General features: G+C 73.4%; 18 protein-coding genes. 5 read left to right on the top strand and 13 right to left on the bottom strand.

Features of this window, described 5'->3' with window-relative positions; translation table 11 throughout:
* Position 1: 1 nt before the first annotated feature.
* The 3 genes from J2S46_RS22895 to J2S46_RS22885 all read right to left on the bottom strand — a co-directional run bounded on the left by J2S46_RS22895 (position 2) and on the right by J2S46_RS22885 (position 2,111).
* Positions 2–217 (bottom strand): dodecin, encoded by a 216-nt coding sequence (locus J2S46_RS22895; protein WP_073926615.1) that lies wholly within the window; start codon positions 215–217, stop codon positions 2–4.
* Between the two features lie 139 nt (positions 218–356).
* Positions 357–1,316, bottom strand: a complete 960-nt coding sequence (locus tag J2S46_RS22890) for an asparaginase (protein ID WP_191290572.1) — start codon at positions 1,314–1,316, stop codon at positions 357–359.
* A 69-nt stretch (positions 1,317–1,385) separates the two neighbouring features.
* Positions 1,386–2,111 (bottom strand): RsiG family protein, encoded by a 726-nt coding sequence (locus tag J2S46_RS22885; RefSeq protein ID WP_229912806.1) that lies wholly within the window; start codon positions 2,109–2,111, stop codon positions 1,386–1,388.
* A gap of 440 nt (positions 2,112–2,551) precedes the next feature.
* Here J2S46_RS22885 and dtd point away from each other — a divergent pair, with 440 nt between their 5' ends.
* Positions 2,552–2,998 carry a D-aminoacyl-tRNA deacylase gene (gene dtd, locus J2S46_RS22880; protein WP_191290571.1) on the top strand — a complete coding sequence of 149 codons (447 nt, stop codon included), beginning with the start codon at positions 2,552–2,554 and terminating at the stop codon, positions 2,996–2,998.
* A 72-nt stretch (positions 2,999–3,070) separates the two neighbouring features.
* Here dtd and ygfZ read toward each other — a convergent pair whose 3' ends face one another.
* The 3 genes from ygfZ to J2S46_RS22865 form a co-directional block, all read right to left on the bottom strand.
* Positions 3,071–4,033, bottom strand: a complete 963-nt coding sequence (gene ygfZ, locus J2S46_RS22875; protein ID WP_191290570.1) for a CAF17-like 4Fe-4S cluster assembly/insertion protein YgfZ — start codon at positions 4,031–4,033, stop codon at positions 3,071–3,073.
* A 10-nt stretch (positions 4,034–4,043) separates the two neighbouring features.
* Entirely contained in the window at positions 4,044–4,508 is a 465-nt protein-coding gene (locus J2S46_RS22870) for a Fur family transcriptional regulator (RefSeq protein WP_191290569.1), read from the bottom strand.
* 147 nt (positions 4,509–4,655) lie between these two features.
* Positions 4,656–5,240 carry a heme-binding beta-barrel domain-containing protein gene (locus J2S46_RS22865; protein WP_073926620.1) on the bottom strand — a complete coding sequence of 195 codons (585 nt, stop codon included), beginning with the start codon at positions 5,238–5,240 and terminating at the stop codon, positions 4,656–4,658.
* Between the two features lie 277 nt (positions 5,241–5,517).
* Between J2S46_RS22865 and J2S46_RS22860 the strand changes: the two genes are divergently transcribed.
* A complete protein-coding gene (locus J2S46_RS22860; protein WP_191290568.1) occupies positions 5,518–5,880 on the top strand; it encodes a DsrE family protein in 363 nt (120 codons plus the stop codon).
* 35 nt (positions 5,881–5,915) lie between these two features.
* On the opposite strand, the gene J2S46_RS22855 is transcribed toward J2S46_RS22860, so the two are convergent.
* The 7 genes from J2S46_RS22855 to J2S46_RS22830 all read right to left on the bottom strand — a co-directional run bounded on the left by J2S46_RS22855 (position 5,916) and on the right by J2S46_RS22830 (position 10,428).
* Positions 5,916–6,188, bottom strand: coding sequence for a DUF3099 domain-containing protein (locus J2S46_RS22855; protein WP_191290567.1), 273 nt, complete (start codon positions 6,186–6,188; stop codon positions 5,916–5,918).
* A gap of 141 nt (positions 6,189–6,329) precedes the next feature.
* On the bottom strand, positions 6,330–6,620 hold the full coding sequence (locus J2S46_RS22850; RefSeq protein ID WP_073926623.1) for a DUF1416 domain-containing protein: 291 nt from the start codon (positions 6,618–6,620) through the stop codon (positions 6,330–6,332).
* Between the two features lie 39 nt (positions 6,621–6,659).
* On the bottom strand, positions 6,660–7,493 hold the full coding sequence (locus J2S46_RS22845) for a sulfurtransferase (RefSeq protein ID WP_073926624.1): 834 nt from the start codon (positions 7,491–7,493) through the stop codon (positions 6,660–6,662).
* 217 nt (positions 7,494–7,710) lie between these two features.
* Entirely contained in the window at positions 7,711–7,791 is an 81-nt protein-coding gene (locus J2S46_RS40905; protein WP_353652343.1) for an Ms5788A family Cys-rich leader peptide, read from the bottom strand.
* A gap of 234 nt (positions 7,792–8,025) precedes the next feature.
* Entirely contained in the window at positions 8,026–8,739 is a 714-nt protein-coding gene (locus J2S46_RS22840) for an LmeA family phospholipid-binding protein (protein ID WP_191290566.1), read from the bottom strand.
* Between the two features lie 127 nt (positions 8,740–8,866).
* Positions 8,867–10,114 (bottom strand): hypothetical protein, encoded by a 1,248-nt coding sequence (locus tag J2S46_RS22835; RefSeq protein ID WP_191290565.1) that lies wholly within the window; start codon positions 10,112–10,114, stop codon positions 8,867–8,869.
* A 5-nt stretch (positions 10,115–10,119) separates the two neighbouring features.
* Complete coding sequence (locus J2S46_RS22830; protein ID WP_073926626.1) at positions 10,120–10,428, bottom strand: MoaD/ThiS family protein; 309 nt, start codon at positions 10,426–10,428, stop codon at positions 10,120–10,122.
* 726 nt (positions 10,429–11,154) lie between these two features.
* Between J2S46_RS22830 and J2S46_RS22825 the strand changes: the two genes are divergently transcribed.
* From J2S46_RS22825 to J2S46_RS22815, 3 genes are all read left to right on the top strand, one after another.
* Entirely contained in the window at positions 11,155–11,886 is a 732-nt protein-coding gene (locus J2S46_RS22825) for a response regulator transcription factor (RefSeq protein ID WP_073926627.1), read from the top strand.
* Positions 11,887–12,009: 123 nt separating this feature from the next.
* The gene (locus J2S46_RS22820) at positions 12,010–13,053 is read left to right on the top strand and encodes a LacI family DNA-binding transcriptional regulator (protein WP_191290564.1); all 1,044 of its coding nucleotides are present in this window, start codon (positions 12,010–12,012) and stop codon (positions 13,051–13,053) included.
* 101 nt (positions 13,054–13,154) lie between these two features.
* The gene (locus J2S46_RS22815) at positions 13,155–14,369 is read left to right on the top strand and encodes a S1C family serine protease (RefSeq protein ID WP_191290563.1); all 1,215 of its coding nucleotides are present in this window, start codon (positions 13,155–13,157) and stop codon (positions 14,367–14,369) included.
* Positions 14,370–14,481 lie beyond the last annotated feature (112 nt).

Here is a 14,481-nt window from a genome sequence, read left to right as displayed (position 1 = left end):
CTCAGCCCTCGTCGTCCAGCCGGAAGCCGACCTTGAGGCCGACCTGGTAGTGCGCCACGTGCCCGTCCGCGATGTGCCCGCGGATCTGCACCACCTCGAACCAGTCGAGATTGCGCAGGGTGCGCCCGGCCCGGTCGACGCCGTTGCGGATCGCCTGGTCGATCCCCTCGGTCGACGATCCGACGATCTCGGTGACCCGGTAGATGTGGTCGCTCATGACGGCCTCCGTGAGGTGCGCGGTGGGTGGGCACGGTGTGCTGGGTGCACACGGCTGGGTGCGGGCCGGGACGGTGGGCGACGAACCCACCGTCCACCGTGCACCCGGGCGCCGCCGTCCGCACGCCCGGAGCGTCCGGTCAGACCAGCGCGCGGATCCCGCCCACCGGGACGCCGCCCCCCAGCAGCGGGGCCTCGGCGATCCGCTCCACGGTGCCGTCCTCGGTGGTGACGCCCAGCCGGCGCAGCGCGGCCGCCAGGACCGGGCCGCGGGCCCGCTCGGCACCGTCGTCGATCTTGAAGGCCAGGGCCCGGCCGTCGGCCAGCGCCACCACCTGGACGGCCTCGGCGCCCATCTTCGACAGCGCGCCCGGCACCGCCCGCATCAGCCAGGTGTCGGCGCGCCGGGTGCCGCCGACGTACTCCGGATGGGCCCGCATCGCGTCGGCGACCCGGCGCTGCGGCGTGCCGGGGTCGGCCAGCACCAGCGAGCGGTAGCCGCGGGCCAGGGCGGTCAGCGGGACGGCCAGCAGCGGGGCTCCGCAGCCGTCCACGCCCGCGTGCGCGGCAGGGCCGCCGGTGCCCTCCTCCAGGGCCTCCCGGGCCAGCTGCTGGATCGGGTGGGCCGGGTCCAGGTAGCTCGCGGTGTCCCAGCCGTTGGCCACGCAGGCGGCCAGCCAGCCGGCGTGCTTGCCGGAGCAGTCCATCAGGATCGGCGCCCGCTCGCCGCCGGCCCGCAGGTGCAGCTCGGCCTCGGTCTCGTCCAGCGGCAGGTCGGCAGGGGTGCGCAGGGCGCTCTCGTCGAGGCCCGCGGAGGCCAGGATGCGGCGCACCCCGTCGCGGTGGAACGCCTCGGCCGAATGGCTGGAGGCGGCCAGCGCGAGCAGTTCACCGTCGAGCTCCAGCCCGGCCCGCAGGGTGGCCACGGCCTGGAACGGCTTGGCGCAGGAGCGTGGGAAGACCGGGGCGTCGGGCGAGCCGAGCGCGTACTCCACCGAGCCGTCCGCGGCGAGCAGCACCAGCGAGCCGTGGTGCCGGCCCTCGGTGAAGCCGGAGCGTATGACCTCGGCGAGGACGGCGAGGGGGGCAGACTGCGACATGAGGGTGGGTGCCTTCCGGGTGAGGGTGGCCGGGCGCCGCCGCCCCCGGGCGCCCTCCACCAGGGCCCGTCACTCGGCCAGGGAACCACCCGTGAGCAGGTCGTCGACCCGTGCTTCCCCTTCACGGTACCTGCGGGCGATCTCACCGCTGCAGTCGTCCGCCGTGCGTTGCAGGATCTGCCGCCGTCCGGACACCTCGCGCTCGTGCGCCCGCAGCCGCTCCAGCGCGGCGATCAGGTCCTCGGCGGGGTGCGCGGCGAGATCGGCCAGCCTGACGTCACCCATCAGGGCGTCGGCCTCCACCTGGTACTGCTCGCCGCGCGGCGGGCCCAGCGTGACGTGCCGGGCCGAGCTGCGCACCGTGGAGGGCGCGTCGGTGAGGATGGCCGGCAGCCGGTCGAGCAGCGCACCGGTGTCCGCGCCGGCGCCGTTCGGGGCGGTGGCGGGGAGGCCGGCCGCCGGGCGGCCGTCGAGTTCGGCCCGCAGGATGTCCATCCGGCCGTGCAGCAGCCGGCGGAGGTAGGAGAGGTCCGCCTCCTGCTCCTGGGCGTCGCGCCGCAGGATCCGCAGCTCCTCCAGGCCGAGGCCGCCGAGCGGGACCGGGGGGGCCGCCACGGCCGGGGCGTCCGGCGGGGTGGTGCCGTCCGGGCCGTGCGGTTCGGCCGGACCGGCCGAACCCGTGGTCCGGGGCCCGGGGTTGTGCGGTCCGGGGGCCGGCTGCCCAGAGGGGTCCCCGTCCGGCGCGCCACCCGGCGCCGCCCCGGACCGACCGTGCACCGCGCTGCTCGCGTCCATCAACCAACCACCTGCCGTTGTCCTGATCCCGCCCGCTCGCGCCACTTCTCGTGTGCCACGTGTTCGGTCCCGTCCCTGGCGTGCCGTCTGTTCGCACGCACGGGCGCCCCCGAGAGTTCCCGCCGGACGCCGGTGCCACTCCCCGGGGCGACACCACCAGAACGGCTGCCCGACTGGCTCGACCGCCCGACCGAACCGGCCCGTCGCGGCGAGCCGTGGCGCCCCGGGCCGTCCTACCGAACACCAGCGTGCCACCCCGCCCGTCGCCCGCGCACCGCCCGGCCACCCGAACGGCCCCCTGGCGAACAGGGGTGGCTGATACGACCAGCGCATTCGGCTGAGAGATCGTCGGCAATGGGGGCGCGCACGCACACCACCCGGCGTGCGCCAGGCCCGCGCGCGCCTGCTGAGCATCCGCGCGCCTCCGGCAGAATGGGGCCATGCGAGCAGTGGTGCAGCGAGTGACCGAGGCCCGGGTGACCGTGGCCGGCGAGACCGTCGGATCGATCGAGGGCCCGGGCCTGTGCGTCCTGGTCGGCGTCACCCACGAGGACACCCCCGAGAAGGCCGCCCAGCTGGCCCGCAAGCTCTGGACCCTGCGGATCCTGGACGGGACGCCCGACTCCGGCGGCGTCGAGGCCTCCTGCTCCGACCTCGCGGCGCCGCTGCTGGTGATCAGCCAGTTCACCCTCTACGGCGACGCCCGCAAGGGCCGCCGCCCGACCTGGAACGCCGCCGCGCCCGGCCCGGTCGCCGAGCCGCTGGTCGACGAGGTGGTCGCCCGGCTGCGGGCGCTCGGCGCCAAGGTCGAGACCGGGCGGTTCGGCGCGGACATGCGGGTGGAACTGGTCAACGACGGCCCGTTCACCGTCCTCGTGGAGATCTGAGTACGGCTCACGGTCGAGGTCCCCCCGCGCGGCACCGGCGGACGCACGCGGGGCTCCGGGCCCGGCCCGCCGCTACTGCGGGACCACGACCTCCTGGCCGGCCGCCACCGTCCCGGCCAACAACGGCGCGTCCACCGGAACGTTCCGCTTCACCACGGCCAGCGCGATCGGGCCCAGCTCGTGGTGGCGCGCCGAGGAGGTCACGATGCCCAGCGACCGCCCCTGCGGGTCCGAGGCCAGGTGCACCTCGGTGCCGTGCGGCGGCAGCACCTCCTCGGTGCCGTCCAGGTGCAGGAAGACCAGCCGGCGGGGCGGACGGCCCAGGTTGTGCACCCGGGCGACGGTCTCCTGCCCCCGGTAGCAGCCCTTGTTCAGGTGGACGGCGGTGGACAGCCAGTCGACCTCGTGCGGGATGGTCCGGTGGTCGGTCTCGAAGCCCAGCCGCGGCCGGTGCCCCTCGATCCGCAGCGCCTCGTACGCCCACACCCCGGCCGCCGGGCCGTACCCGGCGGTCAGCGCGGCCAGCTCCGCGCGCGGCAGGAACAGGTCGCGGCCCCAGGGGACCTCCCGGACCGCGGCGGCGCCCTCGGCGGAGGCGGTCGACCCGGCCGGCAGGTGCACCACCGCGTGGTCGGCGGTCGCGTCGGCGACCTCCACCCGGTAGAAGAACTTCATGCTCTCCAGGTAGGCGATCAGCGCCTGCTGGGTGCCCGGCTCGACGTGCGCCCAGGTGGTGGTGCCGTCGTCGACCAGGTAGAGGGCGTGCTCGACGTGCCCGTTCGGGGAGAGCACCAGCGCCTCGGTGGCCTGCTGCGGCGCGAGCGCGCTCACGTGCTGGGTGAGCAGCAGGTGCAGCCAGCTCAGCCGGTCGTCGCCGGTGACGGTGAGCACGCCCCGGTGCGAGAGGTCGACGAAGCCGGTGCCCCGCGCCAGGTTCCGTTGCTCGCGGAAGATGTCACCGTAGTGGGCGGCGACGCCCTCGTCGGTTCCCTCGGCGGGGACGGCACCGGGCAGCGAAAGCAGCGGGCTCTTCATACCGGTCAGCTTACGACTGCGCCCCGGGCAGCTTGGCGGTGCAGTCGGCGCAGCGGCCGAAGATGGCGAAGTGCTTGAGGTCGGTGTCGAAACCGTGCTTGGCGCGCAGGCTGTCGATCAGCGGCGCGGCGATCGCGGTGTCGGTCTCGGTGACCTTGTCGCAGTCCCGGCAGACCAGGTGCAGGTGGTGGTGGCGGCCGGCCAGGTGGTACGTCGGCGCGCCGTGGCCCAGGTGTGCGTGGGAGACCAGGCCGAGCTCCTCCAGCAGCTCCAGCGTCCGGTAGACGGTGGAGATGTTGACGCCGCTGGCGGTCAGCCGGACATGGGCGAGGATCGCGTCCGGGGTGGCGTGGTCGAGCACGTCGACGGCCTCCAGCACCAGCTGCCGCTGGGGGGTCAGCCGGTACCCGCGCTCACGCAGGTCGGCCTTCCAGTCGCCGGAGAGCTGCCAGTCGGTGGTGCCGGTGTCCGCCACGGTGCTGTCCCTGCCAGGTAGAGGTCCTGGGACAAGTGTAGGGACCGATCACCGATCGGTCCCTACCTCGGAGCGTCCGCCCGTCCCGCACGTCCCGCACGGTCCGGCCCGGCGCACCCGTCGACCGGGCGTCCGCCGGCCGGGCGGTCAGCGGAAGAACGCGATGCCGTCGTCCGGCAGGTCGTTGATGTCCTTGATCAGCTGCGCCGGGCTCAGCACCTTCTTCAGCTGCGCCGACATGTAGGGGCGCAGCGACACCTCGGGCGCGGCCTTCTCGCCGACCCAGAGCAGCTCCTCCTTGACGAAGCCGTAGAGGCGCTTTCCGCCCGAGTACGGGGCCGAGCCCTCGATGCGGGCGACCGCGTCGGTGCTCACCTCGACCTGCGGCTTGCCGTCGGCCAGCTCGCCGTACCAGATCTCCACGGTGCCGTCGTCGCGGACCGAGGAGATCTCGACCCCGCGGGCACCGCTGGTGCCGTGCGGGTTGCTGGTGATCCGCCAGAAGGAGTGCTCGTTCTCCAGCGGGCGGACCTTCTCACCCTCGTTGTCCAGCACCCAGGTACGGGAGCGGAACTCCAGGAAGGGGCGGCCGTCGTGCCGGAAGACGATCTCCTGGCCGAAGTTGCACTTCTCGGCCCCGGGGAAGTCGAAGACTCCCGCGCCCTCCCAGGTGCCGAGGAGGAAGGCGAGCGGGACGACGTCCTTGTGGAGGTCAGAGGGGATCTCGATCATGTTCCTGGTCACTGTCGGCGGTGTGGGGACTCGTCAACCGTACGGCAGAGAGGTCAGCGCTGGCCCTGGTAGAGCTTCATCACGGAGAAGATGGCGAACCAGGTGATCAGCACGGCCATCAGGGCCAGCAGGGAGTCGAAGAAGATTTCCAGACCGGACACGGGGCGCTCCCATTGCGGTGACATGTGGCGACAGCACGGATACGACCCCGCGAGTCTAGCCGCCGCCCCCGGGACGGTCTCGGTGAGGCCCGCCACGTCGCCGCTAGTGTGTCGGCATGGCGAAGAAGCTGGTCATCAAGGTCACGGCGGGGGCGGACGCGCCCGAGCGCTGCTCGCAGGCGTTCACGGTGGCGGCGGTCGCCGTCGCGAGCGGGGTGGAGGTGTCGCTCTGGCTCACCGGGGAGTCCTCCTGGTTCGCGCTGCCGGGGCGCGCGGCGGAGTTCGAGCTGCCGCACGCGGCGCCGCTGCCGGACCTCCTGGAGTCGATCCTGGCGGCGGGTTCGGTCACCCTCTGCACCCAGTGCGCGGCCCGGCGCGGCATCGAGCAGAAGGACACCGTCCAGGGGGTGCGGATCGCCGGCGCCCAGGTCTTCGTCAGCGAGATCATGGCCGACGGCGTGCAGGCGCTCGTCTACTGACCCGCCCCGGCCCGGCCTGAGCCGGCCGCGGGCCGCTACGGACGCTGCTCGTGGTCGGGTGTGTCGCGGCCGTGCCCCGGGTCGTCCCACTTCGGGTCGTCCCAGCGCGGGTCGTTCCACCAGTCGTCCTCGGGGTCCCGCCGGTTCGCGAAGACGGCGGCGGCCGGCGGGATCACCATCGCGACCACGCACATGCCGATCGCGGCCGGGACGGACACGAAGCGCACCACGCCCCAGGCCAGGACGAACAGCGTCAGGCAGACGCCCATCATCACGAAGTAGCGGACATGCCGCCGGTGTGCCTGCACCCCTCCACGGTACGACCGGGGGCGCCCGCGGTCAGCAGCCGTGCGGCGGCGGAGCACCTCCGTCCGGTGGCAGCGCACGACGAGGGCCTTCCCCGCCCGGCGGTTGCCGGGCGGGGAAGGCCCTCGGGGCGTTCAGCGGTCTCAGACCGCGATCGCGACCTCGGTGAAGGCGCCCTGGGAGGCGACCACCACGCGGTCGACGGTCGCGCCGGGGACGAGCGCGCGCAGCGTCCACTTGCCCGGGCGGGCGAAGAAGCGGAACTGCCCGGTGGCCGAGGTCGGAACCTCGGCGGTGAACTCGCCACCCTCGTCGAGCAGACGGACGTAGCCGTTGACCGGCTCTCCGTCGCGGGTGACCGAACCCTGGATGATCGTCTCGTTCGCCACGTCAACTCCTGCCAGGTCCGGGCCGCCGGCCTTCGCACCACACATGTCTGATTCTCCTAACGACTTACTGGGTGAAGCCGGTGCTCAGTTGCCGAGCTCGATCGGCACGCCCACGAGGCTGCCGTACTCGGTCCAGGAACCGTCGTAGTTCTTGACGTTGGTCTGGCCGAGCAGCTGGTGCAGCACGAACCAGGTGAGCGCGGAGCGCTCGCCGATGCGGCAGTAGGCGATGGTGTCCTTGTCCAGGTCCACGCCCTCGGCCTGGTAGAGCGCGCGCAGCTCGTCGTCGCTCTTGAAGGTGCCGTCGTCGTTGGCGTTCTTCGCCCACGGGATGTTCGCGGCGGTCGGGACGTGCCCCGGACGCTGCGACTGCTCCTGCGGGAGGTGGGCCGGGGCGAGCAGGCGGCCGGAGAACTCGTCGGGCGAACGGACGTCGACCAGGTTCAGGGTGCCGATCGCGGCGAGGACGTCGTCGCGGAAGGCGCGGATCGAGGTGTCCTGGGCCTTGGCCTTGTACTCGGTGGCGGCGCGGACCGGCACCTCGGCGACCAGGTCGCGGGAGTCGAGCTCCCACTTCTTGCGGCCGCCGTCGAGCAGACGGGCGTCACCGTGACCGTAGAGCTTGAAGTACCAGAAGGCGTACGAGGCGAACCAGTTGTTGTTGCCGCCGTAGAAGACGACGGTGTCGTCGTTCGCGATGCCCTTGGCCGAGAGGAGCTTCTCGAAGGCTTCCTGGTCGACGAAGTCACGACGGACCGGGTCCTGCAGGTCCTTCGTCCAGTCGATCCGGACGGCGTTGCGGATGTGGTTCTTCTCGTACGCGGTGGTGTCCTCGTCGACCTCGACGATGACAACCTTCGGGTCGTCCAGGTGGGCCTGGACCCAGTCGGCGTCTACCAGGACGTCACTGCGGCTCATGGTGATGATCTCCATCCGAGGGCGGTTTGCGGAAGGTGCTGCGGGGCGGCCGGGGCCGACCGGTCCGAATTCTTGTCCGAATGGTGGGACAGAACGGCGGGCAGGCGGTACCGGACTCAGGACTGCGGGGTGCGAAGGGGGACGGCCGGCGTCATTGTGCCGGGCCAGGTCACCGGAGAGGGGCGACGGGCGGGAACTGCCCGACAAGACCGCCCAGTTAGCGCATTCGACACAGACAGGCGGACACGCGGCACAGGTCTACCGCCCGCCGCTTCGTGAGGTCCGTCTGTCGCTTCATGCAGACGATGCTAGGGACACGGAGCCCCCGATGTCATTAGCGTGTCGAATACTGAGACGATTTGGTTCGAATCCTGAGATTTGAGGGTTTCCCGACCAAGAGGGGGCCCGCGAGGGTCGTCGGGAGCACCTGGCAGGCGCAGACGAAACCGCTCCGCGGGGCCGCCTTGGACAGCGCGTCTCGCGGAGCGGTACGGGGAACAGCACGGAAATCGCGGCCCCCGGGGGGCCGGAGTCAGCCGATCAGCTTGAGTCCGGTCCCGGTGAAGGTCAGCCGCAGACCGTCGGGCTGCGGGGCGGCGCCGGCCAGCTTCAGCCCGGCCGGCAGGTTGTTCAACGTGAAGCTCATCGGGCCGATCGCCTGGTTGGTGACCCCGTTCAGCATCGAGGCGACCCCGCTGAGCTGGAACCCGTCCGCCGTGACGGTGCTGCCGTCGCTGTGCACCGAGCCCTCGCCGACCGCGACCGGCCCCAGCGAGGCCTTGACCTTGCCCGGCCCGCCGTAGGACAGCGAGAGCCGGGTGCCGCCCGGGATCACCCGGCTCGCGCCGGGCACCAGCTTGGAGGCCTCGGGCAGCAGCTTGGCGAGGTCCGCGTAGGTGATCAGGCCGTCGCCGCTGCCCTGGTCCACGGTCGCGCTGTTGAAGCTGTCGCTCACCTCCACGCCCGACAGCCTGGCCTTGAACGCGTGCAGCGCGACCTGCTGCCGGCCGTCCCCGACGACGAGGTCCTCCGCCGAGAGCCGGACGTCGTCCAGCTTCATCGACAGCACCTGGGTCAGGAACGGGAAGCCCTCGATCGACACCTGCGGGCGCTGGCTGAGCCGGCCGCTGCGCACCAGCTGGTCGGCCGCCTCGTCCTCGGCGACACCGACGGCGATCCGGTCGGCGCCCACCAACAGGCCCGAGACCACCACCAGCCCGATCGTCAGCTTCAGCCAGCCACGCATCGTCGCTCCCCCTCCACCCGCCACGGACCCACGGTCACTCCGACGTACGGCCATACGGACGTACGGCCCGGAGCCATGGTTCCGCACCGGCCCCGGGCCGCACGCCCCGCCCGGGGCCCGGGAGCCGTCACCCGGCGAGCAGCCGGCTGCCGATCCACACCAGCGGCGAGGCCACCGCCAGCGGCAGCGCCACCCCCGCCGTCATGTGCACGAACCGGGACGGCCAGTCGTACGCCGCCACCCGGCGCCCGACCAGCGCGCCGACGCCGGCGAGCGCCCCCAGTGCGGCGGGCGCACCGACCAGCGGACCGAAAGCGGCCGCGACCAGCAGGCCCAGCACCGGCGCGACGGCCTTCGGGGCCGGCAGCGGCAGCGCCGCCAGCACGGTCGCCAGCGCCACGGCGGCCATCGCGGCCGGCACCCACGCCGCGACCAGCAGGGCCGCGCACAGCACCGTCACCACGGTCGCCGAGCCGAGCACCGTGAGCGCGTAGAACCGCTCCGCCGGGTCGGACGGGCGGAACGTCTGCAGCACCAGCACCAGCAGGAAGAACCCGCCGAGCGTGCCCACCACGGCGGCGGCCTTGGCGTCCCCGTGCGCCAGCAGCACCGCCGCGTCGGCGGTGAACCCCGCCAGCGCCGCCAGCGCGATGCCCTGCCGGGCCGGCCACATGCCGTTCAGCCGGAACCAGCCGGCCGCGGTCAGCACCTGGAGCAGCACCACCGTCAGCGCCAGCGGCACGCTGCCCAGCGCGGCGCCGCCGGCCAGCAGCGCCGCCACCCCGGCCGTGATCAGCGCGGGCTGCAGGCCCGGCTCGATGATCGGGGAGCCGGTGCGCAGCGGCGCGCCGGCGGCCGGCGCGCCCGGCTGCGGCGGCACCGCGGCGGCCGCCGGCGGCGCGGCGGGGAAGGGGTGCGGGAGCGGCTGCTGGAGCGGCTGCCCGGGGTGCTGCAGCACCTGCTGCTGCACCTCCTGGTGCGGGTACTGCTGCGGGTACTGCTCCTGCGCGTACGGCTGCTGCCCGAACGCCGGCTCGGCGGCCGGCTGCTGCTGCTGCGCGTACGGCGGCTGCGCCGGCTGGGCGTAGGGCTGCTCGTAGGGCGGCGCGTACTGCTGCTCGTACCGGCCCTGGTCGTACTCGACCTGCTCGTGCCGGACCTGCTGGGCGTACGGCTCGCCCTGCTGCTGGTGCGGGCCGGCCTGGTACGCCTGCTGTCCGTGGTCCTGCTGTCCGTACTGCGGCTGTCCGTACTGCGGCTGCTGCTGCGCGTACGGCTGCTGCCCGTACGCCGGCCCGGCGGCCGGCTGCTGCTCCGGCCGGCCCGGCGGGACGGGCTGCTGCTGGGGGACGCCGTTCGGGTAGGCCTCGCTCACGCCGCTCACCCGCCCGCGAACGGGGGGAGCACCTCGACGGTGCCGCCCTCGGTCAGGGCGACGGACGCGTGGTCGCGGCCACCCACCGGAGCGCCGTCCACCAGGAAGGAGCTGTGCCCGAGCACCTGGATCAGGCGGGGCAGGTCGGCGTGCCGCTGCCGGACGCCGGCCAGCGCCTCGGCCAGGGTCGCGGCCCGGTAGGGCTCCTCGGCCACCTGGGCCGCCGCCTTCGCGGCCGCCCAGTAGCGGATCGTCCCGCCGACCGGTGTCCCGGTCGGGACCGGGCCGCTGGCGGGCTCGGTGGTCGCAGCCATGGCAACCCCTCCTCGTGGTGCTCGAACGGTTCGGTCGTCCCGGCCCCGGTCCCCGTCGGGGCCGGCCTGTCACCCACCCGAAAGGGTGTCCGCGTGCGGTGCGGCCGATGTCCGTTCCATGATGGCCTGTCCGCCGGCCCGAGCGGCAATCGCCCTGGCCCGCCACCTCCCGGACGGGCTCCCGGTTGTGGCGGGAGTCACCCGCCCGTTGGCCGAAGTGGCGGAACAGGCAGTTCCGAAGCCTCCCGATGCGGGACGTGGTCGGCTATTCTCGTGGCGTAAGGGATCCGGGCAGAGTCGCCCCCGGGTCCTTTTGTGCTTTCAGAACGCCAGTACGGACGCGTCTGCGAGTGTCGTCGGCCCACCCCCGCCGCGCTCGCAGGACCGCCCCGCCACAGCCGCACAACGAAGTGCGGGCCGTCGGACGGGGCGTCGGAACCGGCTCCGGGCCGCCGCCCGGGCCGGAACAGACCGGAAGGTTCGCGGGATGAGCAGGGCAACAACGGAGCATCAGGGGTTGCGGGACTCCTGGCGCGCGCCCCGTACTGCCGTGCACGCCGGCGAATCCTCCGGATCGGCCCTGGCGGACGCTCCCCCTCCCATCCGTCGCCCGGCACCCCCCAACCCGGGGCGCGCGGCGCACGGAAACTTCCCTGCACATGCGCCATCCGGCTGTGGCGGCAGCCGCAACGCGACCGCGACGACCCGGAAAGGGGACTACCGGGTATGAGTTCTCTTCTTCTTCTCACCAACGCGCTGCAGCCCTCCGCTGAGGTGCTGCCCGCGCTGGGCCTGCTGCTGCACACCGTCCGGGTGGCACCGGCCGAGGGATCGGCCCTGGTCGACACCCCCAGCGCCGACGTCATACTCGTCGACGGCCGACGGGACCTGCCGCAGATCCGCAGCCTCTGCCAGCTGCTGCGCTCCACCGGCATCGGCAGCCCGCTCATCCTCGTCGTCACCGAGGGCGGCCTGGCCGCCGTCACCGCCGAGTGGGGCGTCGACGACGTCCTGCTCGACACCGCCGGCCCGGCCGAGGTCGAGGCGCGGCTGCGGCTCGCCATGGGCCGGCTCCAGGTGGTGTCCGACGACAGCCCGATGGAGATCCGCAACGGCGACCTCTCGGTCGACGAGGCGACCTACTCCGCCAAGCTCAAGGGCCGGGTCCTCGACCTGACCTTCAAGGAGTTCGAGCTCCTCAAGTACCTCGCGCAGCACCCCGGCCGGGTCTTCACCCGGGCGCAGCTGCTGCAGGAGGTCTGGGGCTACGACTACTTCGGCGGCACCCGGACGGTGGACGTCCACGTCCGGCGCCTGCGCGCCAAGCTCGGCGTGGAGCACGAGCAGCTGATCGGCACCGTCCGCAACGTCGGCTACCGCTTCGTGGTGCCCGAGAAGCCGGACAAGGGCGAGCGCCCCGGTCTGGAGCAGCGCTCCACCGCCGTACTGGAGGCCTGACCACGAGCCGGGCGGGACTCCCCGCCCGGCTTGTCCGGATACCGCACCGGACCCGCCCGAAGGTACCCGCCGGTAGGCCGCACCCCCCGTGCCTGGGGGACGCCACCCGCGTAGACTCCGCACGTGGCCAAAGTGACGCGCGACGATGTAGCCCGACTGGCTGGAACCTCGACCGCGGTCGTCAGCTACGTCATCAACAACGGGCCGCGCCCTGTCGCGCCCGCGACCAAGGAGAAGGTACTCGCGGCGATCGAGCAGCTCGGCTACCGGCCGAACAGCGTCGCCCAGGCGATGGCCTCCCGCCGCACCAACCTGATCGGCATGGTCGTCCCCGACGCCCGCCAGCCGTTCTTCGCCGAGATGGCGCACGCGGTGGAGCGGGCCGCCTCGGACCGCGGCAAGCTCGTGCTGATCGGCAACTCCGACTACGTGGACGACCGCGAGGTCCACTACGTCCGCGCCTTCCTCGGCATGCGGGTCTCCGGCCTGATCCTGGTCAGCCAGGGCCCCTCGCAGCGTGCCGCCGAGGAGTTCGCCGCCATGGAGGGGGCCAAGGTCGTGCTGCTGCACCGCCGCCCCGAGGCGATCGACGACGTCGCGGTGGTCACCGACGACGTCGGCGGCGCCGAGCTGGCCGTCCGCCACCTGCTGGAGGTGCACAAGGCCCCGTACGTGGCCTGCTTCGGCGGCCCGGTCGAGTCCCCCGCCCCCGGCGACCCGGTCATCGACCACGTCGAGGGCTGGCAGCGGGCGATGGACGCGCACAGCCTGCCCACCGCCCAGTACCTGATCGACGCCCCCTTCCACCGCTACGGCGCGTACGAGGTCGCGGTGCGGCTGCTGCGCTCCCCCGAGCGGCCGCCGGCCATCTTCTGCTCCACCGACGACCAGGCGATCGGCGTCCTGCGGGCCGCCCGCGAGGTCGGCCTGCGCGTCCCCGAGGACCTCGCGGTGGCCGGGTTCGACGACGTCCCCGAGGCCGCCCTCGCCGACCCGCCGCTGACCACCGTCGCCTCCGACCGGGACGCGATGGCCCGGGCCGCCGTCGAGCTCGTGCTGGACGACTCGCTGATGGTGCCCGGCTCCGACACCGAGCGGGTCCGCAAGTTCCCCTCCCGCCTGGTCGTTCGCCGCTCGTGCGGCTGCGGAACGCCCGGGAAGGCGTAACTTCGTGGCCTGACCAGCCTTTATGAGAAGTCAACGGGCTTCTCTGGCCGTTCTGAGCCGCCTCTCATCAAACCTTCATCCGGCGGGCGGACGTTGGTCACATGAGCGACCAGCAGCGCAGCACCGAGACCGGCGGCACCCCCTCGCACGGCTACGCGGGCTGGAACCCGCCGATGCCCGGCCACCCGCCGACCGCACCCGCCACGGACGGCACCACGTACCCCGCCGGCGGGCCGGCCGACGGCGGGTGGCCGGGCAACCGGCCGCAGGTCGTCGAGGGCACCGTCGTCGACCACGGCCACGTCGGCAGCCACCCCGGCGGCGCCTTCGACGGGCCGCCCGCGCCGCCGCCCGGCACCCCCTGGGGCGACACCCCGGCCCCCGGCACGCCCCCGCCCTCCGGCGGGCACGCCCGGCGCGGCCTGCTCCGCGGACGGCTCGCGCTCGTCACCGCCGTGGCGGCCGTGGCCGCCGTCCTCGGCGGGGTCACCGGCGGCGCGATAGCCGTAGGGGAGCGCGGCGGCTCCTCCTCCTCGTCGGCGACCGTCGCCAGCCCCGTCTCGGCCCGCTCCGACGGCACCGCCGACGTCGCCGCGATCGCCTCCGCCGTCTCGCCGAGCGTCGTCCAGATCACCGTGAAGACCTCCGCCGGCACCGCCACCGGCACCGGCGTCGTCCTCGACGCCACCGGCCGGATCCTCACCAACTACCACGTGATCTCGGGCGCCGTCGGCGGCGGTACCGCCACCGTCACCTTCAAGGACGGCAGCACCGCGACCGCCACCGTCACCGGCACCGACAAGTCCCTCGACGCCGCCGTGATCACCGCCTCCGGGGCCAAGAACCTCGCCCCCGCCACCCTCGGCGACTCCGGCCGGGTCGCCGTCGGCGACTCCGTCGTCGCCATCGGCAACCCCGAGGGCCTCACCGGCACCGTCACCTCCGGCATCATCAGCGCCGAGAACCGCGAGGTCACCGTCCAGCTCGACGAGGGCTCCACCAGCGGCAACGGCGGCTTCGGGTTCCCGAACCTGCCCGGCACCCGTGGCGGCCAGGGCTCGGGCGGCTCCGGCAGGGACAGCACCACGTACAAGGCCTTCCAGACCGACGCCGCCCTCAACCCGGGCAACTCCGGCGGCCCGCTGATCAACGCGAGCGGCCAGGTGATCGGCATCAACTCCGCGATGTACTCGGCCGGCGGCTCCAACTCCACCGCCGACTCCAGCAGCGCCGGCAGCGTCGGCCTCGGCTTCGCCATCCCGATCAACGACATCAAGCAGGTGCTGCCCGAGCTGGAGGCGGGGCACAACGTCTAGACGGACAATTGGCCCTACGGGGCACGGCACGGCCCACCAGCCTCTCCAGCACAGAGCCAGCAAGCACGGCAAGCCCCCACGAGCACCGCCACGACGAGAAAGGGCCAGCGCC

Source organism: Kitasatospora herbaricolor (genome assembly GCF_030813695.1).
In the GTDB taxonomy this organism is placed as follows: Bacteria; Actinomycetota; Actinomycetes; order Streptomycetales; family Streptomycetaceae; genus Kitasatospora; species Kitasatospora herbaricolor.
The sequence above is the reverse complement of the archived record's forward strand: the minus strand, read 5'-3'. Positions and strand labels throughout refer to the sequence as shown.

Bases quoted from the DNA above. Each gene is read 5' to 3' on its own strand.
- J2S46_RS22840 (WP_191290566.1), bottom strand. From the start codon at position 8,739: ATGCGTGGCTGGCTGAAGCTGACGATCGGGCTGGTGGTGGTCTCGGGC.
- J2S46_RS22890 (WP_191290572.1), bottom strand. From the start codon at position 1,316: ATGTCGCAGTCTGCCCCCCTCGCCGTCCTCGCCGAGGTCATACGCTCC.
- J2S46_RS22885 (WP_229912806.1), bottom strand. From the start codon at position 2,111: ATGGACGCGAGCAGCGCGGTGCACGGTCGGTCCGGGGCGGCGCCGGGT.
- dtd (WP_191290571.1), top strand. From the start codon at position 2,552: ATGCGAGCAGTGGTGCAGCGAGTGACCGAGGCCCGGGTGACCGTGGCC.
- J2S46_RS40905 (WP_353652343.1), bottom strand. From the start codon at position 7,791: ATGAAGCGACAGACGGACCTCACGAAGCGGCGGGCGGTAGACCTGTGC.
- ygfZ (WP_191290570.1), bottom strand. From the start codon at position 4,033: ATGAAGAGCCCGCTGCTTTCGCTGCCCGGTGCCGTCCCCGCCGAGGGA.
- J2S46_RS22860 (WP_191290568.1), top strand. From the start codon at position 5,518: ATGGCGAAGAAGCTGGTCATCAAGGTCACGGCGGGGGCGGACGCGCCC.
- J2S46_RS22850 (WP_073926623.1), bottom strand. From the start codon at position 6,620: ATGTGTGGTGCGAAGGCCGGCGGCCCGGACCTGGCAGGAGTTGACGTG.
- J2S46_RS22830 (WP_073926626.1), bottom strand. From the start codon at position 10,428: ATGGCTGCGACCACCGAGCCCGCCAGCGGCCCGGTCCCGACCGGGACA.
- J2S46_RS22845 (WP_073926624.1), bottom strand. From the start codon at position 7,493: ATGAGCCGCAGTGACGTCCTGGTAGACGCCGACTGGGTCCAGGCCCAC.
- J2S46_RS22825 (WP_073926627.1), top strand. From the start codon at position 11,155: ATGAGTTCTCTTCTTCTTCTCACCAACGCGCTGCAGCCCTCCGCTGAG.
- J2S46_RS22895 (WP_073926615.1), bottom strand. From the start codon at position 217: ATGAGCGACCACATCTACCGGGTCACCGAGATCGTCGGATCGTCGACC.
- J2S46_RS22865 (WP_073926620.1), bottom strand. From the start codon at position 5,240: ATGATCGAGATCCCCTCTGACCTCCACAAGGACGTCGTCCCGCTCGCC.
- J2S46_RS22815 (WP_191290563.1), top strand. From the start codon at position 13,155: ATGAGCGACCAGCAGCGCAGCACCGAGACCGGCGGCACCCCCTCGCAC.